Consider the following 26,914-nt stretch of genomic DNA (forward strand, 5'->3'; position numbering starts at 1 on the left):
GAAACGATATCGTTATAAAACAAAGAAAGCAGCTGATCAATATGATCGGCTGCTTTTTTTCAACTAACGGGCAGGTTAGTTTTATGAAATGACGCATAGCAGTTGGCTACCTTACGTATTTTTTTATATTTCCAATTGTGCGCTTCATCATTATAATATATGACGTTTTTTCTTATATGAGCAGTTTTTGAGTTCAAAAAAATCTCCTTTGTTTACGTTTTGCCGTTTAAACATCTTTGGCTTTCGTATAAGCATATATGATTTAGCGTCAGCTTTAGCATCCTATTTCGTGAGAGTTTTCTCTATGCTTTTTGCGATATTCATTAGGGCTGCATCCTATTTCCTGTTTGAACAGTTTGGTAAAGTGTGAGTAGTTGGCATACCCCACATGTCCGGCAATGGAATGAATCGATTGTGTGGTGGTTTCAAGGAGTTGCCTGGCAGCTACAAGACGGATGTGAATAACATAATTGCCGAGTGACATGCCCATCTCTTTCTTGAACAGTCTTGCGAGATAATCAGGGTTCATATAGACTCTGTCTCCAAGACTATTTCTCGTTAGGTCTTCTCCATAGTGGGTGCGTATATAATGGGTGATCTCGTGTACAACCGACTTCGGCTGCTCGGAAACCTTCAAATATTCCGCAGCCGTATTGACCAGATAGGCAATGTACGATTGCATATCTTCAATCGAATGCAGAGACTGCATAAACAATTGATCATTCGTACTGCCCATGTACAGCTTGTGGACTTCAATTCCCTTACTTTTCAATTGGGCATAAACTAACTGCACCAGATCAAGACGCAGCAGACTGAGAACAGCGGTACCTGCGTTGCCTTCATGGACAAGTTGATGCATATAACGACCGGTTTCATCCAGAAAGGATTGGAAACGATGCTCATTCAGCAATTGCTCCAGCAGTCCCAGATCAGGCGGTATATAATCTAATTCGGGCCTTTTATAGTTCTCCAGCAAGAAGGTTTGGTTGCGGTGCTTGATTCGCTCTTCATTCATTAACAATAGCTCATTCACCGTATGGCGGATTTGCCCGAGCGGCAGGGAGAAGCCGATCGTACAGCAAGCATCCGATTTCAGGTAGTTGTTTACCTCCGGAATGAAGGCGCTGCACATCAATTCGATAAGTTGTACATCCGGTAGCCTGTTCCATTTTATAATAACCATCCAGTTATGATCCTTGATCTCGGATATTGCTTCAATAGAGAACAAACTGTCTTGAAACCGTTCAACCATCACGTTCAAACAAGCGTAATCAAACAGATTTTTGTCGGTTTTGCCCAGCGTACCATCATATGGAAACAGATTAACCAGCATAGGAAGAAATAGATCCGTTGGCTCATAAGGCAGATGCTGCTCAGTCAAAAATTCAGAAACATCAGCGGAGTTGGACAGATAGACTTTACTGGAGATGAGCCTGCGCCAGCTGTCCTCAATAAGCTTGCTTCTATTTTTCTGCCAAAGTTCACCTTCATAAATGGCCTTCTGAATAAACTGCTGATCCCGGGCTTTGGCAACTGCCTTCTGAATAATCAGAGTCAACTTGTCGAATTCGATGGGCTTTAGAAAATAATCAAAGCTTTGCAGTTCGATGGCTTTTTGCGCATAGTTGAAATCGGCATAATTGGTAAGAAAGATCGTTTGTACATTATACGATTCATCACGGACCCAGGCGAGCAGCTCGAGTCCGCTTCCCTGCGGCATCTCAATATCACAAACAAGAATCTGAACCGGATGATTTTGCAGTACCTCTTTGGCTTGTGCAATATTGTAGGCAGTGAAGATCGTATTAATTCCCAAGGCTCCCCAGTCAATTTTATTCTCCAATGCCATGACAACAAAGTAATCATCATCAACCAGCAATATATTCATGATTTATCACCTCTCCAGAAGGTTCTGAATTCAATATCATTTTAGGCAAGGAAAGCGTGATTCGAGCGCCAATTGTGTCGTTTGCAAACGTAATTGCAGCTTCATGCCGGTACAGCAGCTCCAAACGTTGAATGGTATTCATAATGCCAATCCGGTTGCCTCCTGTTTGTTCCAGTGCTTCTCCACGGATGAGAGCTTCAAGAATTTCCGGCTTGAATCCGGGTCCTGTATCAGAGATATGGATCAGCACACGATCACCATTTTCCTGTTGTTCTACATGTACGGATAACGTAATACATAATTCCCGTTCCCGTGAGACTCCATATTTGACAGCATTTTCGATGAAGGTTTGTATAACCAGTGGTGGAACAGCGATACCTGTGATCGTTTCGGACGTTGCAATTCGATAGGAGAAAGCATCCCGGTAACGTGATTTCTGGATGTCCAGATACGTTCTCACATGTTCAATTTCGTTCTCCAGCAGAACGAAATTGTCTCCGCTTTGAAAGATATAACGGAAATACCGGGACGTGGCGAGAGCCATACTTTCAATCTCCTCAAACATTTGCATCTGTGCCATACTGTACATGCTTGTCAGACAATTAAGGAAAAAATGAGGTTTGATCTGTAACTTCATATAATCCAAACGTATTTTCTGTTTCTCCAATTCCTGCTCATAGCGATCAATCTTGAAACGCTTAATCTGGCCCACCAGTTCCTTGAATTGTGCATTAACCTGTTCCAGTTCCATAATCCGGCTGCTCTTATGATCTGTCGCCTCATCACCCTCGTTTATTCGAGCAAGATTTTTGGAAAAACGCTGAATGGGAACAAGCAGATTCTTTCTGAAAAACATAAGGATTGCGCTTAATGAGGAGGTTACAATCAAAAAAAGCAGCATGATGAGCAGCTGAGCCACCATGATTTTCTCGAATGCACCGAATTTGATAACCATGCGTGCACTAAAATCCGCGTTGGAAAAGTCGCTGCTGACAACGTTGTGTGACTGGAGCACATCAAGGAAGGAAGGTATCGGTTCCAAGATGTTCTCTCCTCTGGCAGGTCCAGAAAGCTGGATGCCATTCTCATCCACCAGTGAGGCGTATCCGTTGACGCCCAGATTGATTTGCTGCAGTGGAGCGATCAGATCATCTGCGGATATCAACGCAATAAGATAGCGATTGTAGTACGGCACAATATTGATCAGATAAGAAGTACCATTCACGTGGATGGGCGTCCAATGGGAATAGAACTTCTCATATACGCCTTTGTCACGAGTTAGAGTAATGATTTGTCTTTTCACTTCCGAATAATCTGAATATGAGATGCTTATTGGCGCACAGTTGAGGAAGTATTCACTGTTCTCTAAGTAATAAAAGAAATTGTACGACTGGCCATAGTTTCGTTGTAATTCGGCAAAAAGCTTATGTAATTTCTCGTTGGACTTCAGAAAAGGAATGCTATTCACACCATACGTATTCATCGTTTCCAGATTTTCGTCATTGGCGAGAGTCCATCCCATGAAATGATTAATGTAGGCAAAATCATGATTAATGCGATTCATATACAAATCCGTGGTGTCCTGCAAGTATTGGGCGGACTGCTGCCTGACCAAGGAGATGGAAGCAACACTGATGATCAGATCCAGAACGAACACGACAAATGAAATGACGAACATCATGCGAATATAATGACGAATCGGATAGGGTTTAATGGCGCCCAGGTTTGCCAGAACAATACACCCTTTCTTAAATGCTTCATAATGTAAACGCTTTAATATATCAGAAATAGTATAAGACCTTTGCATGAAAAAAACATAAAGATTTGCATTTTTGGAGTTCAAAAGTCCGGAATACACACAGGAAGGTCTGGATTGCCATATGTTTTCTTTTGCAAGCTTGAGGTTACCCGCAGGCAACCCCAGAAAGGAACATCAGAAGTCCGAATACCGTACGAAGGGGTCCGATAAAGAGAGTGGGAAGCCGTTTATACTGAGGTTATTCCTGAGATGAATGATTCAAACGGGAAAACAGCATCAGTATATGGGAAGGAGGGAAGAAAGAACTGTGCGGACTTACCCACTATTCTTTGTAAAGACAATGGAAAGAATCAGGCGCAATTGGGGGCTTTACGTTTTACTTTTACCGGCTTTCGTGTTAACACTACTTTTTGCTTATAAGCCAATGTACGGCGTTATTATCGCATTCAAGGATTATAGTCCGGCCTCGGGAATCGGGGGCAGCCCATGGGCCGGATTCAAGTATTTTGAGAAGTTTTTTCATTCCTATCAATTTACGAATACGATACGTAACACACTTATAATCAGCCTGTACAGTTTGGCTACATTTCCGCTTCCGATTATGCTTGCATTAATGGTGAACCAGATGAGGGCAGGGAGGTTCAAGCGATTTTTCCAGACCGTCTCCTATATGCCCCACTTTATCTCAACGGTAGTCATGGTCGGATTAATGCTAATTCTGTTCTCGCCTAGCACTGGACTGGTTGGCAATATGTATCAGTTGTTTGGAGCACAGGCACCGGACTTAATGGGCTCATCGGCTCTGTTCAGCAGTGTGTATGTATGGTCTGATGTGTGGCAGCACGTCGGTTGGGACAGCATCATCTATATTGCCGCGTTGTCTGCCGTAGATCCAAGCCTCTATGAAGCGGCAACGGTCGATGGGGCAAGCAGGTGGCACAAGATTCGTTATATTGATATTCCGATGCTTCTGCCGACGGCGATCACGCTGCTCATTCTAAGGATGGGCGGATTGCTTGGTGTAGGATTTGAGAAGGTCTATCTTATGCAGAACGACTTGAATATCCTTTCCAGTGAGATTCTGTCCACGTATGTATACAAAATCGGTTTGCTGAGCAGTCAATACAGCTTCTCCTCGGCAATTAACCTGTTTAATACGGTGATTAATTTCATTTTGCTTATTCTGGTCAATCAGTTGTCCAAGAAATACAGTGAGAACAGCCTATGGTAGAGGGGAGATAAACCAAATGAGCGTTATGGAGACGGCAGCAATCACCAGAACTCCCCGAGTTAAGCGACGATCACGCATGTCGGTGGCAGAAGCTATAATGTATGTTTTTGCTATTCTTTTTCTGATTGCGATCATGTACCCGATCTATTTTATAGTCATTGCATCCTTCAGTGATCCCTCTTCTGTGGCTAACGGACAGGTATGGGTCTTTCCCAAAGGCTTTACGCTTGAAGGGTACAAGGAACTGCTGAGGCACGAAAATATATGGATTGGATATCGCAATACCATTCTATACACGGTGGTAGGAACGCTTATCGGACTTGTTGTTAATATTTCGGCGGCTTATGCCTTATCAAGAAAAGATCTGGTTGGACGAAAATTTTTCTCTCTGTTCTTTATTTTTACGATGTTTTTTAGTGGCGGTTTAATTCCAACCTTCCTAACCATTCGCGATTTTCATCTTTACAATACGTTTCTCGTGATGGTGCTACCGTTCTCCGTAGTGGTGTTCGATATGATCGTTGCCCGGACCTTCTTCCAGACCAGCATTCCTGGGGATCTATGGGAGGCAGCCCAGATCGATGGTTGCGGTAATCTGCGGTATTTTGTGCTGGTTGTACTGCCGTTGTCCAAAGCGATCATCGCAGTGTTGGGATTATGGATCGCCGTAGGATATTGGAATTCATATTTTAATGCCTTGATTTACTTAAAAGACCCTAACCTGTACCCGCTTCAATTGATTCTGCGTAACATTCTCATCACGAATCAGATGCAATCCGGCATGGGAACCGGGGAGGCTGCACAAGTCGCCTTACGTCTTGCAAATCTAATGAGGTATTCCGTGATTATTATCGCCACGATTCCAATCATGTGTGTCTATCCGTTCATCCAAAAGTATTTCAATCAGGGGGTGATGATCGGCGCAGTGAAGGAATAAGGCAGATGGTCATTCATTACGAATCAAGGAGGGTCCCACATGGGGAAAAAGATAGGTAAGAAGTTTTTCACTAAAATGAATAGCTTGCTGCTTGTTACCGTGATGCTGGTAAGCGTTGTTGGATGCAGTAGTGGTAATAGCAGCGAGGTCGCAGAGACTCCAATATCAAGCGATTTTAATAAAGAAGGGCTGCCGATTGTCAATAATCCGGTAACGCTCAAAGTGTTGACGGTTCGCTGGGGGAACATGGGTGATACCTTTACCCAGAACCAATGGCTTAAGGATTTGGAGAAGGAGACCAATGTGAAAATTGAGTGGCAAGTCATGTCCTCCAATGATTGGGGTGAGCAGAAATCGATTATGCTGGCGAGTGGTACGCTTCCGGATATTATTCTGGGGGATCAGGTGTTCAGCGATTCGGACATTGTCAATAACTTGAGCTATTTCCGTCCGCTGGATGAATACATCGATTCGTATATGCCTAACTTGAAGGCAGCGATGGAAGAGACGCCTGACATGAAGAAAATAAGCACATTTCCTGACGGCAAAATTTACTCCATGCCTACCCGATTACCTTCCCGTCCGAAGAGCAGGAATCAACCTGTAATCAACAAGGCATGGCTCGATAAACTTGGGTTGAAGGCACCTACAACCACAGAAGAACTGTATCAGGTATTGAAAGCGTTTAAGGAGAAAGATCCAAATGGAAACGGTAAACCGGATGAAATTCCATACACGGAAACGGGTCTGAATATGGACTTTCTGAATCCGTTCGGGATCACGGATATTAATGCCAGCAGCATGATCGTTCAGGATGGCAAGCCGGTCTATTTTCCGACAACGGACGCTTATAAAGAAGCTCTTATTTACACACATAAATTGTATTCAGAAGGTTTGATCGATCAGGAATTGTTCACCCAAGACAACACCATGACCTCAGCCAAATGGCAAAATGCAGACATTCCCATTGTCGGCTTCAGTAACCAATGGACCCCTGATGCGGTGTTTGGCAAGTGGAGCGACCAGTACGAAGCGATTGCGCCTATTGCCGGACCTGATGGCAAACGTTATCAGCCAGGTGACCCTGGTGGCATGAATCTGGCCCGTAATGAATTGCTCATAACAAGTTCATGTACGGTTCCGGAAGTAGCAGCACGCTGGGCCGATCAATTCTATACGAATGAAGCTAGCATTCAGAATTTCTGGGGTGCGATCGGAACTGTCATTGAGAAAAATGATGATGGCACCTACACACTTATGGACCCTCCTGCAGGCACAAGTGCCGATGCCTGGTACTGGGATCAATCGCTGCGCGATTTTGGGCCTAAATATGTAAGCCCTTCCTTTGAAGAAAACATCAAGCTCAACCCGGAGGCGGGAGACGGACTCAAGCTGCAAATCGATCAGTTGGGCAGCGCAGACGTTACAACGCCTTATCCGAAGGTCATGTACAATGCAGAAGAGTTTCAGGAGCTGCCAACGCTGACAACGGATATTGATGGTTATGTGGCAACGATGCGTGCCCAATGGGTAACGAAAGGTGGCATTGAAGAGGGGTGGGATGCTTATGTCAAAAAGCTGAATGACATGGGTCTTGAACGGTTGGTGACCATCCGTAATGATGCTTATGAGCGTTATATGAACGTTAAATAAGCTCGAATTCAGAGAATGTTTTAAGTAGCGGTTTATATAGCATCCTGAGGAGGAATTGAATGCGCAGCAAATACATTGTATGGTCACTCGTATTAACGATGCTGGTCTCGAACGTATTCCTGAATGTCGGATTTCCTGCCAAAGTTTCGGCTGCTGGTGGGGAGAATCTGGCACTGGGTAAACAGGTTACCGCAAGCAGCTATAACCAAGCCTATAGCCCTACCAATGTGACCGACAGTAATCAGACGACCTACTGGGAGAGTGCAAACAACGCATTTCCGCAATGGATTCAAGTGGATCTTGGAGCAAATACGAATATTGAACAAATCAACTTGAAGCTGCCTTCAGCTTGGGAAACTCGCTCACAGACGATCACCATTCAAGGAAGCAGTAACGGTTCAACGTTCACAGACATCGTTGCTTCCAAGGACTATATATTTGATCCATCCGTGGCAGAGAATACGACTACGATTAATTTTGAAGCTACAGAAACACGATATGTTCGTCTCATGGTGACCGGAAATACCGAATGGCCCGCTGCTCAATTGTCCGAATTTGAAATTTACGGTCCTTCTTCGCAGGTACCAAATCCTGACCCGACTGAACCCGAAGCGCCTGTGGAAGGAACGAATATTGCGATCGGCAAAGCAATCACGTCATCTTCCAGCAGTCAGTCTTATGTTGCTGCGAATGCAAACGATAATAATATCAATACGTACTGGGAGGGAGGCAGCAATCCGAGCACGCTGACGCTGGACCTCGGTTCCAATCATCAGATTACAGCCATTGTACTGAGACTAAACCCGGATCCGATTTGGAGTACACGAACGCAGACGATTCAAGTACTTGGACATAACCAGGACACAACCATTTTCAGCAATCTGGTGTCTGCCCAATCGTACACGTTTAATCCAGCTTCAGGTAACAACGTGAAGATTCCTGTAACAGCAACGGTGAAACGTCTGCAATTAAACATTACGGCGAATTCTGGCGCTCCAGCTGGTCAAATTGCTGAATTTCAGGTATTTGGCACCGCTGCACCGAATCCCGACTTGACGATTACAGGCATGTCCTGGACGCCTTCTTCACCTGTAGAGAACAGTCCAATCACGCTGAATGCCATAGTTAAAAACATGGGCTCTACTGCATCTCCGGCATCTATCGTCAACTTTTATCTGAATAATGAGCTGGCTGGTTCAGCATCCGTAAATGCGTTGCAGGCAGGGGCTTCGACAATGGTATCGCTTAACGCCGGCAACCGAAGCGCCGCATCATATACGCTAAGCGCGAAGGTGGATGAGAAAAATCAAATCATCGAAGAGAATGAAAGTAACAACCATTATACGCATTCATCTGATCTGATCATTGCACCAATTACAAGCTCGGATCTGGTAGGAACGGTCTCTTGGAGTCCGAGCAATCCTACCGTAAACAGCACGGTAGCTTTTACCGTTAATCTGAAAAATCAGGGGAATCAGGCTTCAGCAAGCGGTGCGCACGGTGTTACGGTTGTACTCAAAAATGCTGCCGGAGCAACGATTCAGACATACTCTGGCTCGTATACTGGTGTGTTAGCTCAGGGTGCATCCGTCAATGTCAATGTCGGCAGCTGGACAGCTGCAAATGGTAACTATAATGTGACAACGACCGTTGCCGCTGATAGTAATGAAGCCCCGGTAAAACAATCGAACAACGTAACGACAAGCGCGCTGACTGTATATTCTGCTCGCGGTGCGAGCATGCCGTACACAAGGTACGATACGGATGATGCTACTCGTGGCGGTAGTGCAACGCTGAAGTCAGCACCGACTTTTGACCAGGCATTAACGGCGTCGGAAGCATCTGGGCAGAAGTATATTGCCCTGCCAACCAATGGTTCCTACGCACAATGGACGGTCAGACAAGGCGAAGGAGGCGCCGGAGTTACCATGCGATTTACGATGCCGGATTCGGCAGACGGTATGGGACTAGATGGATCGCTGGACGTATATGTAAATGGCAGCAAGGTCAAAACGGTTCCCCTAACCTCTTATTACAACTGGCAGTACTTCTCTAGTGATCATCCGGGAGATACGCCAAGCGCAGGACGTCCATTGTTCCGTTTTGACGAAGTTCACTGGAAACTAGATACACCTCTGAAAGCTGGAGACACGATTCGTATTCAGAAGACCAATGGGGATAACCTGGAATATGGCGTTGATTTTCTTGAAATTGAATCTGTACCTGCTGTAATCTCGCGTCCGGCCAACGCTGTTTCTGTAACCGATTTTGGTGCAGTGGCTAACGATGGTAAGGATGATCTTGCCGCATTTGAAGCAGCCGTTCAATCCGCCGTTTCTACAGGCAAAACGTTATATATCCCAGAGGGTACATTCCATCTGGGCAACATGTGGAAGATTGGAACGCCAGCAAACATGATTAATAACCTCACTGTTGTTGGTGCAGGCATTTGGCATACGAATATTCAATTCACCAATCCGAATGCAGCATCGGGTGGCGTTTCTTTCCGAGTGCAAGGCAAATTGGATTTCAGCAATGTCTATATGAACTCCATGCTGCGCTCAAGATACAGTGAGAACGCAGTCTACAAGGGATTTATGGACAATTTCGGTAAAAACTCGAAAGTCAGCAATGTATGGGTCGAGCATTTTGAATGCGGGTTCTGGGTGGGGGATTATGCACACACACCAGCGATCATCGCTGATGGCTTGGTCATTGAGAACAGTCGTATTCGGAATAACCTTGCAGATGGGGTCAACTTTGCCCAAGGCACGAGCAATTCGACGGTACGCAACAGCAGTGTTCGCAACAACGGTGATGACGGTCTGGCTGTATGGACCAGCAACGTGAATGGTGCACCTGCAGGGGTGAACAACTCCTTTTCGTTCAACACCATTGAGAACAATTGGCGTGCAGCGGGGATCGCCTTTTTTGGAGGTAGCGGACATAAGGCCACCAACAATCTGATTGTTGATACGGTTGGCGGTTCAGCGATCCGAATGAATACCGTCTTCCCAGGCTACCATTTCCAAAACAACACGGGCATTCTGTTCTCGGATACAACGATTATTAACAGTGGTACCAGCAAGGATCTGTATAACGGGGAACGGGGAGCGATCGATCTGGAAGCTTCCAATGATGCCATTAAGAATGTAACCTTTACGAACATCGATATTCTCAATACACAACGCAGTGCCATTCAATTCGGCTACGGCGGTGGTTTCGAGAACATTGTGTTTAACAATATCAATATTAATGGTACCGGTCTAGATGGAATTGAGACATCACGCTTCACAACGCCGCATAAAGGAGCTGCAATATACACGTATACCGGCAATGGTTCAGCAACGTTTAACCATCTGACAACGAGCAACATTGCCAACCCCAATGTGCATCAGATTCAAAATGGATTCAATTTGACTATCCAATAGAAGTTATTCATGCAAAGAAGGGAGCTCAAAGGGCTCCCTTTTCCGTATTATGACAGGGTAATGGTATTGATAAAAACAGACCGCATATATGGCAAGGAAGGTGGATTTAATCAATAAGTGTACTATAATAATGGAAATTAAATGAGGGATGGTGTTTCTCCATTGAAAACTATTTATTGCGATCTTGAAATTACCTTAGATGTCATTGGCGGAAAGTGGAGACCTCTTATTCTGTATTACTTAATAAAAGGACCTAAACGGACCGGTGAATTGAAAAGGCTCATACCATCAATTTCTCAGAAAATGTTAGTACAGTCGCTGCGGGAGTTGGAGAGTAATCATTTGATTATAAGAAAAGTGTACAATCAGGTACCACCAAAAGTGGAATATGCAATATCAGAACTGGGCATGTCACTTGAACCCACTTTGCGAGCTCTTTGTGATTGGGGTCAGGATTATGTAGAGAAGACATTGAACAAGGATGAATATCGAAGATTAAATATAGAATAGAGTAATTTTAAAATGAATTTATTCTGTACTCCATCACAATTATCACTTTTTAGTTACTATATAACTTAAAAGTACGTACTATTTTAAAAGTGATAATTAGTACATAATGAGACTCGTGACCATGAAGATAATAAAAGGAGTGTTTAGTGATGTCAACAAACAACCATCAAATCATTCTCAATATACGTTTTAAAATTAAGCCTGGTAAGAAAGAAGCTTTCCGTGAAAGCCTATTTGCAATGATTAGCAACTTCAAAAGTGAACCTGCCTTTGTCAATGCAATCGTCTCCAATGATCTTGATCATTCTGATGATCTTGTCATCTATGAGATCTGGCAGGGAACAAGAGAAAGCTGGGTTCAACACGAGCTTACTAAACCTTATCGAGCTGAGTATGAAAGTGCACTTACTAACCTTATTGATGATAGAATCATAAGCTGGCTTGAACCAGTCGGTGAATGGGGGAGTACACTGACGAATGTAAAACGGTAAATTTCTTAGAATGAGTATGGTTACTTGTTATTCTTGCTGTAGCTTCCAAGTCGATTTGTAACAAATCATTTCTGAGTATTTTACCATGAAACAACAATCATTAAATATACTGCCAATTACTTAATCAATGGAAGATGTTCTCGCTTGCTTCACTTTAGAAGATGTGGACGATAAGATAAAAAAGTCACAGTAAATTAATAACATTTTTTCGGGCATAAATGTAACTTTTGTTGTTACATTTATGCCCGTCTAGCTTTAATGGAGAATAAGATGAGAATGTGAACAAGTATTTTTTAATGAAGGTGCCTAATGTAAAAAGGCTTTCTTTATAGAGAGAAAAACCTTTGAACTCTTCAATTCCATATTAGAAGCATGCAGGCAAATTCAAGGCATGCCATAACAATAGGGTGAATATGAAAAGCTGTAACTTTTGGCATGAAGAACATTTCAACAACTGCAGTTCTCTCCCTCTCGACTGTTTCGATACATGATATGAATCATAGGATTTAGGTATGCATTCGATCCCGTCATTATTGGGGTTCTTACATCCATGAATGTTGCAGGTGAAATTTCGATTCTTTTGTTGCTCTCGCTGGAATAGGGGAAATAATAGTTTAGAAAATCTAGGAATTTAGGGGCTGGAGTTTAACGGAACAGGAGATTTCTTCACATAATTGTTTATGATCAAGTGGAGAACACTCTAACAATTGGAGTGAGGTGAAAGAATGGTACAAGCATTAGATAATGTACATGTTGTCATTACCGGAGCCTCCGACGGCTTAGGTTATGCCATGGCAGAAGCCCTTCTTAATAAAGGGGCAACTGTAGCACTAGCATCCCGTCCAGGATCAAAATTAACTGAAGCCATAAAAAAACTTAAAGCCCCACTCATGATTGAACAAGGAAAAGGACGAATCATTAACATCTCAATGAATCATGAGACCATGAAAAGAAAGGGTTTTGTTCCGTACGGTCCGTCGCGTGCCGCAACAGAATCGCTGTCAGCGATCATGGCAGAGGATCTTAAGGAATCTGGAATTTCGGTCAACATGTTGCTACCGGGCGGAGCAACGGCGACGGGCATGATTCCGGATGATCTGCGCAGCGAGATCGAGGCGAAATTCCAGCTGATGCAGCCGGAGGTTATGGCGGAACCTATTATCTTTTTGGCTTCATCGGAAGCGGAGGGTATCTCGGGGGAACGCATTGTGGCCTCCGAATTTGAAAGTTGGTTAAAGGAAAAAAGTAAATAATAGGCAATTCGAATGCTTCCACTATAAGTCACATTGAAAGTCGCTATTTTAGCGGCTTTTTTGTTATATCGGTACAAGTTATGTTCCGTTAGGGGAATGATATGGAACATTTGAGAATCGACCACTAAACCATTTCCATTTTAATCCAAGGATAGTAAAATCGTTGTACCACCACTAGTAGAAATGATGGGGCAGATGGGGATTGGAGAAGGCAAGAAAAGAAAGGAGGCGCATAGATACTTATGTTTCGGAGTCCATATATTTTAGCCTTGTTGATGATGTGTCTGATGTCAGGCTTGGCTGCTTGTTCTGAGTCAGAGCAATCGGAAGACAGGGATGCTTCGAAAAAGGCTGACTTCACGGAGCAGATACAGAGCCTGAATATGGAAGAACCGTCATGGAAGCTGGATACCACCCCAGTAGATCTAACGTGGTTCGTTGGAGCCGAATGGTACGGGCACACTTGGGGTGAGAGCCTGACTTCCAAATACGTCACCCAAAAAACAGGGGTCAATATCGAATTTGAAGTAGCAACTAGTGAACCAAGCGAGATGTTATCACGGTCGTTGACGACAGGTAGTCTGCCAGATTTGATAACCATCGGCTCCTGGGAGAGTGCGGTTAACAAACTTCGGGAGAGTAATCTCATCTATGCCCTGGATGAGTTAGCCAACCAGTATGATCCTTACTTTTACAAGGTAGCAGGTGATAGTGCTTTACAATGGTATCGGCAGGAAGACGGCCATACCTATGTTATTCCCAATGATGCGTACAGTCCCGAACAGATGCGTTCAACCGGCTTGACGGGAGCGAACCAAACCTTTCTCGTACGCAAAGATCTATATGAGTCGATGGGCAAACCAGACCTTAGCACGCCGAAAGGGTTTCTAAATGCACTGCAATTGCTGAAGAATCAATATTCGGTTTATAAAGGACAGCTGATCAGTCCATTTTGGGCACAGGGGAATGCATCCTATGGGATGACTGAATATTTGCAAAATCTGCTTGCGATCCCCCATGAGCAGAACGGTAAAGTATACGACCGAATGACAGATCCCGATTATATCGAGTGGCTGAAAACATTTCGTACCGCTTACGAGCAGGGCCTGATTAATGTTGATTTTCTGGTCGACTCCAGTGCACAGGTGCAGGAAAAAACCAACCATGCCCAATATTTTATGATGATTCGGGAATGGACAGACATATCGGACCTCAATTCGAAATTGGAAGTCCTTACGAATCAAAATTCATACTATATTGCTGTAGATGGACCCCGGAGCAGCAGGGGAGAATCCGCCAAACTGTTCCCCGGCAGCATGGATGGCTGGATGGTTACGATGATTAGCAGATCCACGAAAAACCCTGAACGAGCCATCCGATTTTTGACCTATCTGGCCAGCGAAGAAGGCCAACGGGATTTATTTTTGGGCAAAGAAGGTGAAACCTGGGTGATGGAGAACGGTAAACCACAGTTAACGGCGGCGATGGTCCAGTTGTATGACACGGATCGGGAGCGGCTGGAAAAGGAATATGGCATAATGGATACCTACTGGATGCTGCGAAACCCTGCTTTCGTTAACCAGTGGAGACCAGAGCATACCCCATCCATTAAGCAAATGGAGGAGTTCGCCAACCAACAGGCCGATCTGGACAGCGGCATCTATAAGGGACTAGATCCTGTAGGGGATTCCGATATAGCGTTAGCCTGGTCACGTATTTCTCAGAATTGGGAAGAAGTGCTGCCAGAACTAATTACAGCGAAGGATGAAGCTGCCTTTGACAAAATTTTTGAAAATTTTCTGATACGTCGTGTGAACTACGGCTTTAACCAGGTGATGGAATATCGCCAGGCTGAACTGGAACTGCGGAAAGCCAAGATAGCCAGATAACCTTTCCCTAACACATTCTTACACTAGATATTTTTGGTATAACAAAGGTGGTGAATACATCAGAATGAAATACCTACTGACGAGATTGAGGAAGCTTTATCGGAATGCCCGTATATCCCAGAAGCTGTTTCTGGCATTTAGCCTGATGATTGCCATACCTGTTATTTTGATATCCTTTGTGTATATCCGCATGCAAGAAACGCAGCTATATAAGGACGCTATGGCAACGGGCAAAAGCCACGTTTCATGGCTGTATGAACAATTGAGCAGAAGAATGGACATGATTGAGAACGCTTCCAATACGGCCCTCACTCAAAAGTCATTTATGGATTTTATTCATTCCAATATGCTTGTGGATGGACTGCGCCTCGTAAAGTTTAAGCAGAACCAGTTTGAGCAAATGCTCAATATTATTCAAAGCAATGCGATGATCAGTGAGCTTAGCTTTTACGTCGATAACCCAAACTTGTATGAAATCTGGCCTGAAATCTACCATTATAAGAAATTTTACCCGCAGGATTATTGGGTAAAGCTTCGGGATGAAGGTGGTTCGGCTTACCGTTTATTTTCATTTAGGGATGGTGAACACACCTTATCCTACTATCGTCTGGTTCGACTTCAAGGACAGGAACAAAAACGCCCTAGTATTATGGAAGTGCGAGTCCCGCACAGCATGTTTTTCAGCGACCTGCTCCAGGAGAGCAAGGGGGACTTCTTTTCGGTGTTGATGAACGCAAGTGATCCTCCCCAGTATGTTTACAATCCGCAGCATGAGTTTTCTGAGAAGTACGGGCAGGGGCTGGAGGAGATCCTTGACAGTATTCATCGCCAGCTGGATGCATCGTCGCAGGAAAGCCCACTTCAGGTTAAGGTAGGAGATCAGAGCTACTATGCATTATATCGATACATCGCTCCGTTGAACACTTATGTGGTCGATATTGCTTCTCATCAGACATTGATGAAGGGTCCGCGCAGTTGGTATGCATTTGTGGTAACGATTACTTTATGTGTATTGCTGCTGATTATGTTACTCGTATCCCAAACGACGCGGCGTATTTTCCGGCGGTTGGACAACGTACTGGGTTCCATGCGTCAGGTACGGAAAGGCGAGCTGGATGCAATGATTGATACTGGCCTTGATGAGAATGAAAGAGGAGATGAAATCGATGAGGTGGCCGTGAATTACAATAAAATGTTACATGAGGTCAAACGTCTAATGACACAGGTCGTGGATAAGCAATTAATTGCGAAAAACGCACAGCTGCACTCCCTGCATTCGCAGATTAACTCCCATTTTTTATATAACGCTCTGGAATCGATCCGCATGGTAGCAGAGGTACAGAGGCAGCCTGCTATAGCCAATTCATTGGTGTCGCTCGGCTCCCAGCTGCGCTATAGCATGCAGTGGCGCAGTGATACCGTTGCTTTTCGTGAGGAGCTTGCCAATATCCAGAGTTATATTGAATTTATGAACTTTATGGAAGGTGGCAGTATCGTTATGACGGCAGATCTTCCTCAGGAGATCCTTCGCTACGCCATTCCCAAGATGTGTATGCAGCCCATCGTTGAAAATGCAATTCATCACGGGGCACCTTCAGGCGGCAGGGTATCTATAGAGATTACCTTTTCTGTAGAGGATGACAATCTGCTTTTCATTAACATGAGAGATGACGGAGAGGGGTTAGAGCCTGAGATGTTACACTGTCTTCAGGCGGTACTGCGGAGCGAATCGGATACGCCGATGGTGACTAGCAGGAGCGGACTTGGTTTGGAAAACGTAAATAAGCGGTTGCAGCTTCATTATGGCAAGAATTGCGGTCTTTGGATTGATAGTGTGCAAGGTGCATATACCTGTGTAACGATACGCTTGCCTTGGAAAAATGGTAATCTTGGAGGGTGGTAGAGCATGATGAATATCCTGATTGTGGACGATCAAAAACACATTCGTGACGGCCTGCAGGCCATGCTGCATCAATTTCCTCTGGAGCTGAACAACATATACTGTGCCGCGAGCGGTATGGAAGCGCTGACCCTATTGCGGCAGCACTGCTTTCACATCGTTATTACTGATATTAGAATGCCGGATATGGATGGGTTGGCACTCATGGCTCAAACCAAAGAGGAATACATGGATGTGGAATTCCTCATTATCAGCGGTTACAGTGATTTTACATATGCCCAGAAAGCGATCGGGCTTGGGGCAAAGGGCTATTTGCTTAAACCTTTGAAGCGAGAGGATCTGCAAAATTCCCTGGAGCAGGTATGGAAAGAGATCCAGACACGGCAGGCACTTACGCACAATATGCAGCATGTATCCCGTCTAGCCCAAGAGACAGATCGTAAAGAATTAAGAATGTTTATGCAAGGTGCGTTAAGTGATGATGCATGGATTCTTCAGATTGAGGAACAAAATGATGCGTTATGGCGTTATTATCGCCTAGCGCTGCTGCGGGAGGAAGCTTGCATAAACCAGCCCGGAGCCAGCAGCTCCCATAGCATGGAAGCCATTGCTTATCGTGTGTTTGGCAGAGAAGGTTGTATATGCCTGCAGCATCGCCCATACCTGATCCTTGCGGTGGATGCGTCCATCGATCCAAGTGTTTTGCCTGAAGCGCTCAAGGAAGCAAAGATCACTGCCATAACGGCCATGACTAACCCGATTCAGGGGTTAAAAGAACTACCAGGCAGTTATACCCAAGTGCTTGACCTTTATCGCCACAGTTACCTGTTTCCTGATCAGTACAGTATCTTCCCATCACATATTGAGCATATGGAGCTTCAATGGCAGCTTCCTTATGAAGACTTATATGAACTTTTCCAGTCGGTTGGAACAGAGAACAGTGGAACCATTACACAGGGTATTTCTACAATATTTCATAAAAAGGTGCTGCAACGCTATCCTATTCGCTATACCCAACAGCTCTGCACCGCCACCGTTCAAATGATGGAGGAATATGAACGAGTTATCCGCCCTTATATGGGGGAAGAAAAGCTGGACCTTGAATCATTGCGCAATCTCTTTGATTATCAAGGGATGCGTGATTATATACAAGCACTGCAGCAGCAGCTGCTTCGGCTGAATCAGTTCTATTATGACTATAAGTGCAGCTATCGCCATTCGCAGGATCTGAATGAAGCCATTCGTTTTATCCACGAGAGTTACCACAAACCGCTGGACCTTGCGATGGTATCCAATCATGTATCGCTTAATTATGCTTATTTTTCAAATCTGTTTAAGAAGAATATGGGTAAAGGTTTTGCTGAATACCTACGAGATGTTCGTCTGGATAAAGCGCGGCGGCTTCTCGCTGAAACCGATCATAAAATTGTTGAGGTGGCCGCTATGGTTGGATATGAAAGCTACAAAAGCTTTACACGGGCGTTCCGACATGTGATGCAGATCCAACCCACAGAGTACCGACAGATGATGCGGCAGAAGGCAGATTGAATCAAAAGCCAAAAAAATGGGATACCACAAAAACAATTGTACCTTTTCAGCAAAATAACCTATTCGATAGAATAAGGATATCCCCCATGTAAGCGATTACTTAAGTGCGCATGAATTGGGAGAAGCTATTATTTCATTAAAAGGAGGGCAATGATGAAACCATCTTACTTTACGGAGAAACGGTTTATGAAAAAGCTACTTGGTATGTTCCTTGTAGTTGTAATGCTGGCTAGTGTTGGCATACTCCCAGCTTCAAAGGTTCAGGCAGCGGGAACTACCGTAACCTCAATGGAGTACTTCTCACCAGCAGACGGGCCTGTTATTTCAAAATCAGGGGTTGGCAAAGCCAGCTATGGATTTGTTATGCCTAAGTTCAATGGAGGCTCCGCGACATGGAATGATGTTTACAATGATGTAGGCGTTAATGTAAAAGTGGGCAGCAACTGGGTTGATATCGACCAGGCAGGCGGTTATATCTATAACCAAAACTGGGGGCACTGGAGCGATGGCGGCTTCAATGGCTATTGGTTCACCCTCTCCGCAACAACCGAGATTCAACTGTACTCCAAAGCGAATGGTGTTAAGCTGGAGTATCAACTTGTATTCCAAAACATCAACAAAACAACCATCACAGCGATGAGTCCGACACAAGGTCCACAAATCACAGCAAGTTTCACAGGCGGTGCAGGCTTTACATATCCAACGTTCAACAATAATCCTGCGGTCACTTATGAAGCTGTTGCGGATGATTTGAAGGTGTATGTCAAACCTGTTAACAGCAGCACCTGGATTGATATTGATAATAACGCAGCCAGCGGCTGGATCTACGATCACAATTTTGGCCAATTCACTGATGGCGGCGGTGGGTACTGGTTTAACGTAACGGAGTCGATCAATGTCAAATTGGAATCAAAGACTTCCTCGGCTAATCTTGTTTATACCATTACGTTTAATGAACCTACACGAAATTCATATGTGATTACGCCATATGAAGGAACAACCTTCACCGCAGATGCAAATGGTTCCATTGGGGTTCCGCTTCCGAAAATTGATGGGGGGGCGCCAATCGCCAAGGAACTGGGCAATTTTGTATACCAAATTAACATCAATGGGCAATGGGTTGATTTGAGTAACTCCAGCCAGAGCAAATTTGCATACTCCAGTAATGGGTACAACAATATGTCCGATGCCAACCAGTGGGGATACTGGGCCGATTACGTCTATGGCCTTTGGTTCCAGCCGATCCAAGAGAATATGCAGATTCGTATCGGCTATCCACTGAACGGACAGGCGGGCGGAAATATAGGCAACAACTTCGTCAACTATACCTTTATCGGCAATCCCAATGCTCCGCGTCCGGATGTATCTGATCAAGAGGATATCTCCATTGGAACGCCAACCGACCCGGCAATCGCAGGCATGAACCTCATCTGGCAGGATGAGTTTAACGGAACTACGCTGGATACAAGCAAATGGAACTATGAAACAGGCTATTATCTCAATAACGATCCCGCTACATGGGGATGGGGTAACGCAGAGCTGCAGCACTACACGAACAGCACCCAAAATGTCTATGTACAGGACGGAAAGCTGAATATCAAAGCCATGAACGATAGCAAATCTTTCCCGCAGGATCCGAATCGGTTTGCACAGTATTCTTCTGGCAAGATTAACACCAAGGATAAATTGTCCTTGAAGTACGGCAGAGTCGATTTTCGTGCCAAGCTTCCTACAGGTGACGGTGTATGGCCAGCACTGTGGATGCTTCCACAAGACTCGGTATACGGCACTTGGGCTGCATCAGGTGAAATTGATGTTATGGAAGCGAGAGGCCGTCTGCCTGGATCAGTAAGCGGTACCATACACTTTGGGGGACAATGGCCCGGCAACCAATATTCGGGCGGCGATTATCACTTCCCGGAAGGGCAAACTTTTGCCAATGATTATCATGTATACTCGGTAGTCTGGGAAGAGGACAATATCAAATGGTATGTAGACGGCAAGTTTTACTATAAAGTCACTAACGAGCAGTGGTATTCTGCAGCTGCACCGAATAATCCGAATGCACCTTTCGATGAGCCGTTTTACCTCATTATGAACTTGGCAATCGGCGGAAACTTTGACGGCGGCCGTACTCCGAACGCCTCCGATATCCCGGCGACGATGCAAGTGGATTATGTACGCGTGTATAAGGAACAGTAATAAAACAGCTGTTTGCACAATGAACAAGCCGTTGATCTGAATAATGAGGATCAACGGTTTTTTTTGTTGTTCATTTGAATTGATGTTATTTAAGCAGGTAGGATCTCTGTTTATATCTAGAGTCGCATCATGCGGGTATGGAAAGTCTCGAGGATGTTTGGGGAATAGTAATTCATTATGAACAGGAATGGAGCGTAGAGGAATGAAAGTATTATCTATGATTCAACCATGGGCGACCCTGCTTGTCCGAGGCGAAACTCTCTATGAAACAAGATCCTGGAAGACCCGGTATCGCGGTCCGTTGGCCATTCATGCAAGCCGGAAAGTCGATAAGCAGGCCTGCAAATATGAACCCGTACGTTCTTTACTCGCCAAGAATGGCTATACGGAACAAAACCTCCCTACGGGGGTTATCCTTGCAACTTGCGAGCTTTCAAATTGTTATCAAGTCATCGACACTAATCCTTCGTCAGCCATTCTGGATTGCGGAAAGGTTGTGACGGGTGAGGACTTACTGTTAGGCGATTACAGTCCAGGTTATTTTGCCTGGGAAATAGCGGGTTTCCGTCTGCTCAAGCCCTATATTCCTGCGAAGGGAAAACTGGGACTATGGGAATATCCGATAGACGAAGAGTTGATGATATGACCTATGTAATCCAACATGAATTTCCGATCTGGACAATTATAAGTAAGGAAAGTTTTGAATCAGGGAGGATTTTTTGGGGCTATGTTGCGAACAATCTAAAAGAGCCTGTTCCATTCTTAGAAGTTTCATACAGATTAAGGGCTTGAGAGTGGGGGGGGGACGCCTACACGATGGATTTATCAACTATTTCTCTGAACAAAATCCCGATACATATGTCATTCGCATTTGGGTTGAAGTTATGATTCCCTAGGTGGGAGCTTCTTACATGTCTGAAACACAGTTCTACAAATTAACGGATAGCTTGGATAATACCAAGAAAGCAGCTAATCACTTTGATCGGCTGCTTTTGTTCAAGTTAACGGGCAGGATCGACATCATATTATAATTCCTTATCTTAGCAACCTTCCTCCATTTCGGAACGTCGATAACTGATGATAAGGGGGATTATAATGAAAAATATGATATTTAAATACCGAACATCTATGAATACAAAAATGTTCTTATTCTTTATTGGCATCATGAAACCGTAGACAATTCGAAGAATGCGAAATTTAACAAACAAATTGAAATGGCAATTCAAAAGATTTAAGTGTCGTAAAGGTGAGGTGGAGAAGTTAAATATTGAGGATTAAATCCCTAGTTCGCTTTTAGTTTCTTGAGGTTTTTCTTGTCAAATCCCTTTGCAATTAACCATACAGACAAACTCAATTCATATACGCCAACGGGAAGAGCAATCACTCCTTTTACTGCAGAAAGAGGTTCTATAATACCGAACATTTCTAAAAGACCCGCTATAAATACAAGTATAGCAGTCATAATACCAGATAGCGCTAACGTTCTTGGAACCAACCTTGTTCTAAAAAGTAAATAGCTATACAGTGCAGTATTAATACCGAGCATAAAATTAGGACCTAACATCGATGTCCATCGATGAAATGCTTGCAGCAAGTGACCGAGCTCTTTAAGATTTTCTATACTCGTTAAACTGTTTCCTTCATAATATATACTAAGCTGCACTAAACCTAGTATACTTACCACACCAACGGCAATAAGCACAGCTTCCATGAATCGAAAACATAGATATCCTAACGCGAGTTGTTCATTCCAACGACGAAGATAAGGGAACAGCATAACCGATGTACCAACTGCAGTTAGAACGAGTATGAGATCGTTAAGTACTCCGAGCAAGACCTTTGTTTTAAAACCATTTGCCACGGACAAATACCATTGTTCAGATAATACCGGCTCATAAGAGATAACAGCGATAACTGAAGTGACTGCAGCAACAATATAAAAAATCCCGATTATAATTCCATTCCTTCTGTCTTGCGTCATTTTACCTTACCTCCTTAAATTAATTACTGTCTAGGTATATAATTGCAGAGTTACTCTGAAAATGGATTGGAGGTTATTATGGACCATTACGCAGTCATAGAGAGCGCTCTACTCCATATTGAGAACAATTTAGATCAGCCCTTATCTTTAGATTCTGTAGCGGATACAGCCAACATGTCGAAATATTACTTTCACAGACTGTTTTCCGCCATAACAGGTTCTTCCTTAAACAATTACATACTTTCCAGAAGATTGAACGCTTCACTACAATTCATACAATCCGATCAATTATCCCTTACAGATATTTCGTACCTACTTAACTTTGGAGCCCAATCATCATTTACTCGTGCTTTTAAACGCCAATATGGCATAACCCCGAGCGCTCTAAGAGTACAAAATATGAAAATCCCTCTAACACCAATGCCTTCAGTGGTCAAAAGACCCGTAAAGAACATCAATGGTGATATTGTCACTGACTTCACCCTAACAGACTTTGAATCCATACGAGTTACCGGAATAGCTTTTGAAGTTGATCTGGCTGAAGATGATTATAAGACAAAGATTCGCTCTCAATCTGACAAATTATTGCAGTCAATTGATGAAACAGTAAGTGGCCCATGTTATATCATCTATTCAAATTGCCTACCTAATTCAACCCGCTTTAGAGTCTTGTTTGGAATCCCATATGACATTCAGATCAATAAAGATTCTTATTTTACTATTGACGTACCACATCTCTTCTGTGCCAAATTCAAGTATTTCGGTGATCTCCTTGAAATAGGAGATATCCTTAAAACTGATTATGCAAGATTTTTGAAAATTTCTAGACAGGAAACCGAGGATTCACATATTGAGCTCATTCAAACTTTTGATGATATACACAATTTTCAATCTGCCTTCCACATTTATGCACCTATCAAAAAACTGCCGATTGATTCAGCATACTAATTACCATAATTTACTTCATGCCCTCCGTTCTTTTTGAATTATTATGAATGATCTCAAGATAACACAGAGGTTAAAAATGCACTTTTCAAATCTTGCTGTAACTAAAAAGGGCCTATTCGGATGTATAATTGCCGCTGCTATGCTTTTTCTTCACTTGTAATAACCCGAGCGGGAAACCACAGCTAACTTCAAGAGCCAAACAGACCATGGCGTGCTGGTAGGTCCTGAATGACGTCGTTTGTGATATATTTATAACGGAGATACCTTTTAGCAGTTTGAAAGTATCGATGGACAGGCAGAATGCGTTAATCTCAATGACTTCCATGAGAGGTCACTTACGATGTTTCGCCCGTTAAAGACGGAAAATGCGAAGGAAACAGGAATGAGCGTATGAGACCTCTTGAAAGGATCATGGCAAAGGAGCAGATATTATGGCCAGGAACGTCATCAAAGACCAGCAGCAGAGGGAACTGCGCCGCAATCAAATTTTGTCGGCAGCGGCTTCCGTATTTTCCGTGCGAGGCGTAGCCGTAGCGAAAATATCCGATATTGCGACCGAAGCGGGGTTAAGCTACGGTCATGTTTATAATTTTTTTGATTCCAAGGAGAAGATCCTATTGGCACTTGTACAGTCCTCACAGGAGAGGTATACCGAGCTGCTGCTCGAAGCGCGCGGCGGCAGCGGAACAGCATTGGACAAACTTAGATGGCTCATTGAACAATACCTACAGAAGGGCAGTACGTCCACGAATTTCTGGATCGTGCTGCAGGCGCAGGCGACCGAAGTGTTAAATCCGGAGGAGAAAGCGGAGATCAATCAGAAAGCACAGGCTAACCGTGACCTGCTCGCTGACATTATACGTGACGGGCAGACAGAGGGTACAATCGTGGAAGGGGATGCGGTTGAACTGGCCACGTTGCTGCTGTCGCTGTTTCAAAGCACATCAATATGGGGTTACCGCGGCTTCGGCGAGCCTTCCGGTAATGCCGTCGATATTATGCTGAGGCTTGTTGTAAAAAAGTAAACCAAGCGGATTGGAATAATCAAAAAAGTGGTTGACAGCAAAAAAATCAGCTGGTATTATCACAGTTATAAAATGACAAATTGATCATTCTGTCAATTTGTCGAACGAAGTGAATGAAGAATCGACTGGACGACCGGAGATTCGATTTCCTAACCTTTTACCTGATCACAGGGGAAGATAGGAAATCGAATCTTTCTTTTATTCTCTAAATCCGATTAAATATATAGGCAAAGTTCCATTGAGAAAAAGGGAGCATATGAAAAGAAACAAGTTTCGGGGTTTCACGCTGACAGACTTATCAGTTATAGCGCTGGTAACGGTGGTGGCTCATTAAGAATAAGATTAGCTTCCAGGATCATGTCGAGATGAGTTTTCTTGAGAAGCTGTCCCAATAAATCACTTTATCTAAAAAGGAGCGATTAACCATGACTCAATTAACCGTAGACACATCCCGTCAAATTGATCTTTTAGCGAAACGCACGATACAAGGAGGCCCGCGTTTCCTGCAGCGTTTGGCTGACGGCCTGGAAGACCGTCCTTATACGTTATTCACGCTCAAGCCGCTTGGTCCTGTTATTGGCGCCGAGATTGAAGGCGTTGACTTAAGAGAGCAGGTGTCGCCAGAGGTTAAGGCTGAACTACACCGTGCATTGCTGGAATGGAAGGTTCTTTTCTTCCGCAACCAGGACATTACAAGCCAGCAGCAGCTGGATTTTGCGAGACAATGGGGAGAACTTGAGAATCATCCGTTCCTGCCAAAGGGTGCGGCAGCGGAGATTACCCGTTTCGAGAAAGATGCGAATATGAAGGGGCAGGAGAACAACTGGCATGCGGATGTCACCTGGCGTCTTGAGCCTTCCATGGGTGCCGTTCTTCGATTGTCTGAGGTGCCGTCGCAAGGTGGGGATACGCTGTGGGCGGATATGGGCGCTGCTTATGACAACCTTCCGGATGAGGTGAAGGAGCGCATTGACGGGCTGAAGGCCATTCACGATTTCACGCCAACCTTCGGACGGTCAATGCCACCTGAGCTGCTGGCACAGAAGCAGGCGGAATTCCCTGCCGCCGAGCATCCGGTTGTTCGCACGCATCCGGAGACGGGGCGGAAAACTCTGTTTGTTAATCGGGTATTTACGACGCGAATTGTTGGCCTGGCTGAGGAGGAAGGAGAGGAACTGCTCCAGTACCTGTTCCGTCAGGCGGAAATTCCGGAATACCAAGTGCGCTTCCATTGGGAGAAAAATTCAATTGCACTGTGGGATAACCGTTCGACCCAGCATTACGCTTCTTCCGATTATTATCCAAACCGTCGCGTAGCGGAGCGGATTTCCATTATTGGCGATCGTCCTTATTAATTATATACTTCGGCCAGGCTTCGCTATCATAGCGTTCTAAGAACAGTGGAAGCACGTGCATAGAGCAACATGGATTCAGCATTCCGTTATTTTTACTTTAAAGCACGACGAAGGCTCGGAACAGAAACGTCAGTTTCTCGATGGCGGCAAATGGTTATGGCACCAGTTCAAAAAAATTGAGCTGGTGCTCTTCAAATTTGAAATTGCTCAGTAATCCTCATTAAACAAGACACGGAGATTTGCGGATAAATGCGGTTAGTATCCTTGCTATATCTTCTGGTGGGAATTCGCAATTTGTCATAAACCAGTGTTGAATAATTCCAAACTGTGCATTTCCTAAATAAGTAATTGCATAGTCAGAAAACATATAGGCTGGATCTTTGGTTAAATTTTCAAACATTCGTGTGCCCACCAAATATTGGAGTCGCTCTCTTAATTCAGTTGGAGCTCCCGAACAAATTAGTGTTTTAAAGAAGTTAGCATGAACATGCAAGTACTGAAAGGCTTTCGTGATTGGAGGGTAAGCTTCATTATCGTACTCGTGGCTCATTAACTCTTGAATATTGATGGGTTAATGCCAAATTATAATAGGTTCTACAGCTTTAATCAACATGTGTTTATTATTTCTGACTACATTTAGGAGGGTACCATGGAATATCGATATCTTGGGAAGTCAGGGACAAAAGTTAGTGCGTTTGCATTAGGCGGATCAAGTTTTGGAACTAGAGTAAGCGAAGATGAGAGCATAAAAATCATTGATGAAGCTTTAGACTTCAAATCAATTTAATTGATACATCTAATATCTACGGAAAAGGGGAATCAAAGCGTATTATCGGTAAAGCTGTCGCGGGACAAGAGCCTTGTTCCATTCAAAGTCGCTTATATAGCGGCTTTTTTGATTTAAGGAACTAAG

At 44.1% G+C, this 26,914-nt stretch carries 21 protein-coding genes; 17 read left to right on the forward strand and 4 right to left on the reverse strand.

All coding sequences use genetic code 11. The features are described 5' to 3' along the window. Positions 1 to 274: 274 nt before the first annotated feature. On the reverse strand, positions 275 to 1,888 hold the full coding sequence (locus PIL01S_RS08465; protein ID WP_127537137.1) for a helix-turn-helix domain-containing protein: 1,614 nt from the start codon (positions 1,886 to 1,888) through the stop codon (positions 275 to 277). Beyond that, positions 1,869 to 3,695 carry a sensor histidine kinase gene (locus PIL01S_RS08470; protein ID WP_246058128.1) on the reverse strand — a complete coding sequence of 609 codons (1,827 nt, stop codon included), beginning with the start codon at positions 3,693 to 3,695 and terminating at the stop codon, positions 1,869 to 1,871. Before PIL01S_RS08470 ends, PIL01S_RS08465 begins: the two co-directional genes overlap by 20 nt. Positions 3,696 to 3,987: 292 nt before the next feature. Here PIL01S_RS08470 and PIL01S_RS08475 point away from each other — a divergent pair, with 292 nt between their 5' ends. The 12 genes from PIL01S_RS08475 to PIL01S_RS08530 all read left to right on the forward strand — a co-directional run bounded on the left by PIL01S_RS08475 (position 3,988) and on the right by PIL01S_RS08530 (position 21,338). Beyond that, a complete protein-coding gene (locus tag PIL01S_RS08475; RefSeq protein ID WP_127537222.1) occupies positions 3,988 to 4,878 on the forward strand; it encodes an ABC transporter permease in 891 nt (296 codons plus the stop codon). A 16-nt stretch (positions 4,879 to 4,894) separates the two neighbouring features. Then, the gene (locus PIL01S_RS08480) at positions 4,895 to 5,815 is read left to right on the forward strand and encodes a carbohydrate ABC transporter permease (RefSeq protein WP_127537138.1); all 921 of its coding nucleotides are present in this window, start codon (positions 4,895 to 4,897) and stop codon (positions 5,813 to 5,815) included. Positions 5,816 to 5,854: 39 nt separating this feature from the next. Then, positions 5,855 to 7,468: an extracellular solute-binding protein gene (locus PIL01S_RS08485; protein WP_127537139.1), complete on the forward strand. Its 1,614-nt coding sequence runs from the start codon at positions 5,855 to 5,857 to the stop codon at positions 7,466 to 7,468. A gap of 59 nt (positions 7,469 to 7,527) precedes the next feature. Then, positions 7,528 to 10,899, forward strand: coding sequence for a discoidin domain-containing protein (locus tag PIL01S_RS08490; protein WP_127537140.1), 3,372 nt, complete (start codon positions 7,528 to 7,530; stop codon positions 10,897 to 10,899). Between the two features lie 162 nt (positions 10,900 to 11,061). Beyond that, entirely contained in the window at positions 11,062 to 11,409 is a 348-nt protein-coding gene (locus PIL01S_RS08495; protein ID WP_127537141.1) for a winged helix-turn-helix transcriptional regulator, read from the forward strand. A gap of 149 nt (positions 11,410 to 11,558) precedes the next feature. Then, a complete protein-coding gene (locus PIL01S_RS08500) occupies positions 11,559 to 11,900 on the forward strand; it encodes a putative quinol monooxygenase (RefSeq protein ID WP_127537142.1) in 342 nt (113 codons plus the stop codon). Positions 11,901 to 12,625: 725 nt separating this feature from the next. Then, positions 12,626 to 13,153: an SDR family oxidoreductase gene (locus tag PIL01S_RS08505; RefSeq protein WP_127537143.1), complete on the forward strand. Its 528-nt coding sequence runs from the start codon at positions 12,626 to 12,628 to the stop codon at positions 13,151 to 13,153. A gap of 242 nt (positions 13,154 to 13,395) precedes the next feature. After that, on the forward strand, positions 13,396 to 15,042 hold the full coding sequence (locus PIL01S_RS08510; RefSeq protein ID WP_127537144.1) for an extracellular solute-binding protein: 1,647 nt from the start codon (positions 13,396 to 13,398) through the stop codon (positions 15,040 to 15,042). A gap of 64 nt (positions 15,043 to 15,106) precedes the next feature. Next, positions 15,107 to 16,945 carry a sensor histidine kinase gene (locus PIL01S_RS08515; RefSeq protein ID WP_127537145.1) on the forward strand — a complete coding sequence of 613 codons (1,839 nt, stop codon included), beginning with the start codon at positions 15,107 to 15,109 and terminating at the stop codon, positions 16,943 to 16,945. A 3-nt stretch (positions 16,946 to 16,948) separates the two neighbouring features. Continuing rightward, entirely contained in the window at positions 16,949 to 18,490 is a 1,542-nt protein-coding gene (locus PIL01S_RS08520) for a response regulator transcription factor (RefSeq protein ID WP_127537146.1), read from the forward strand. A 153-nt stretch (positions 18,491 to 18,643) separates the two neighbouring features. Further along, positions 18,644 to 20,692: a glycoside hydrolase family 16 protein gene (locus PIL01S_RS08525; protein ID WP_246058129.1), complete on the forward strand. Its 2,049-nt coding sequence runs from the start codon at positions 18,644 to 18,646 to the stop codon at positions 20,690 to 20,692. Positions 20,693 to 20,894: 202 nt separating this feature from the next. Continuing rightward, on the forward strand, positions 20,895 to 21,338 hold the full coding sequence (locus PIL01S_RS08530; protein WP_127537147.1) for an ASCH domain-containing protein: 444 nt from the start codon (positions 20,895 to 20,897) through the stop codon (positions 21,336 to 21,338). Between the two features lie 636 nt (positions 21,339 to 21,974). On the opposite strand, the gene PIL01S_RS08535 is transcribed toward PIL01S_RS08530, so the two are convergent. Then, the gene (locus tag PIL01S_RS08535; protein WP_127537148.1) at positions 21,975 to 22,673 is read right to left on the reverse strand and encodes a DUF4386 domain-containing protein; all 699 of its coding nucleotides are present in this window, start codon (positions 22,671 to 22,673) and stop codon (positions 21,975 to 21,977) included. Between the two features lie 78 nt (positions 22,674 to 22,751). Here PIL01S_RS08535 and PIL01S_RS08540 point away from each other — a divergent pair, with 78 nt between their 5' ends. From PIL01S_RS08540 to PIL01S_RS29705, 4 genes are all read left to right on the forward strand, one after another. Continuing rightward, positions 22,752 to 23,621, forward strand: a complete 870-nt coding sequence (locus PIL01S_RS08540) for an AraC family transcriptional regulator (RefSeq protein WP_127537149.1) — start codon at positions 22,752 to 22,754, stop codon at positions 23,619 to 23,621. A 431-nt stretch (positions 23,622 to 24,052) separates the two neighbouring features. Beyond that, on the forward strand, positions 24,053 to 24,646 hold the full coding sequence (locus PIL01S_RS08545; RefSeq protein ID WP_127537150.1) for a TetR/AcrR family transcriptional regulator: 594 nt from the start codon (positions 24,053 to 24,055) through the stop codon (positions 24,644 to 24,646). Positions 24,647 to 25,071: 425 nt separating this feature from the next. Then, the gene (locus PIL01S_RS08550; RefSeq protein WP_127537151.1) at positions 25,072 to 26,001 is read left to right on the forward strand and encodes a TauD/TfdA dioxygenase family protein; all 930 of its coding nucleotides are present in this window, start codon (positions 25,072 to 25,074) and stop codon (positions 25,999 to 26,001) included. Positions 26,002 to 26,056: 55 nt separating this feature from the next. Next, entirely contained in the window at positions 26,057 to 26,215 is a 159-nt protein-coding gene (locus tag PIL01S_RS29705; RefSeq protein WP_174818676.1) for a hypothetical protein, read from the forward strand. 6 nt (positions 26,216 to 26,221) lie between these two features. Here PIL01S_RS29705 and PIL01S_RS08560 read toward each other — a convergent pair whose 3' ends face one another. Continuing rightward, positions 26,222 to 26,551 carry a TetR-like C-terminal domain-containing protein gene (locus PIL01S_RS08560; RefSeq protein ID WP_127537152.1) on the reverse strand — a complete coding sequence of 110 codons (330 nt, stop codon included), beginning with the start codon at positions 26,549 to 26,551 and terminating at the stop codon, positions 26,222 to 26,224. Positions 26,552 to 26,650: 99 nt separating this feature from the next. Between PIL01S_RS08560 and PIL01S_RS29440 the strand changes: the two genes are divergently transcribed. Then, a complete protein-coding gene (locus tag PIL01S_RS29440) occupies positions 26,651 to 26,788 on the forward strand; it encodes a hypothetical protein (RefSeq protein WP_164764189.1) in 138 nt (45 codons plus the stop codon). The last annotated feature ends 126 nt before the right edge of the window (positions 26,789 to 26,914 follow it).

This window comes from Paenibacillus illinoisensis NBRC 15959 (assembly GCF_004000925.1).
Lineage (GTDB): Bacteria > Bacillota > Bacilli > Paenibacillales > Paenibacillaceae > Paenibacillus > Paenibacillus illinoisensis.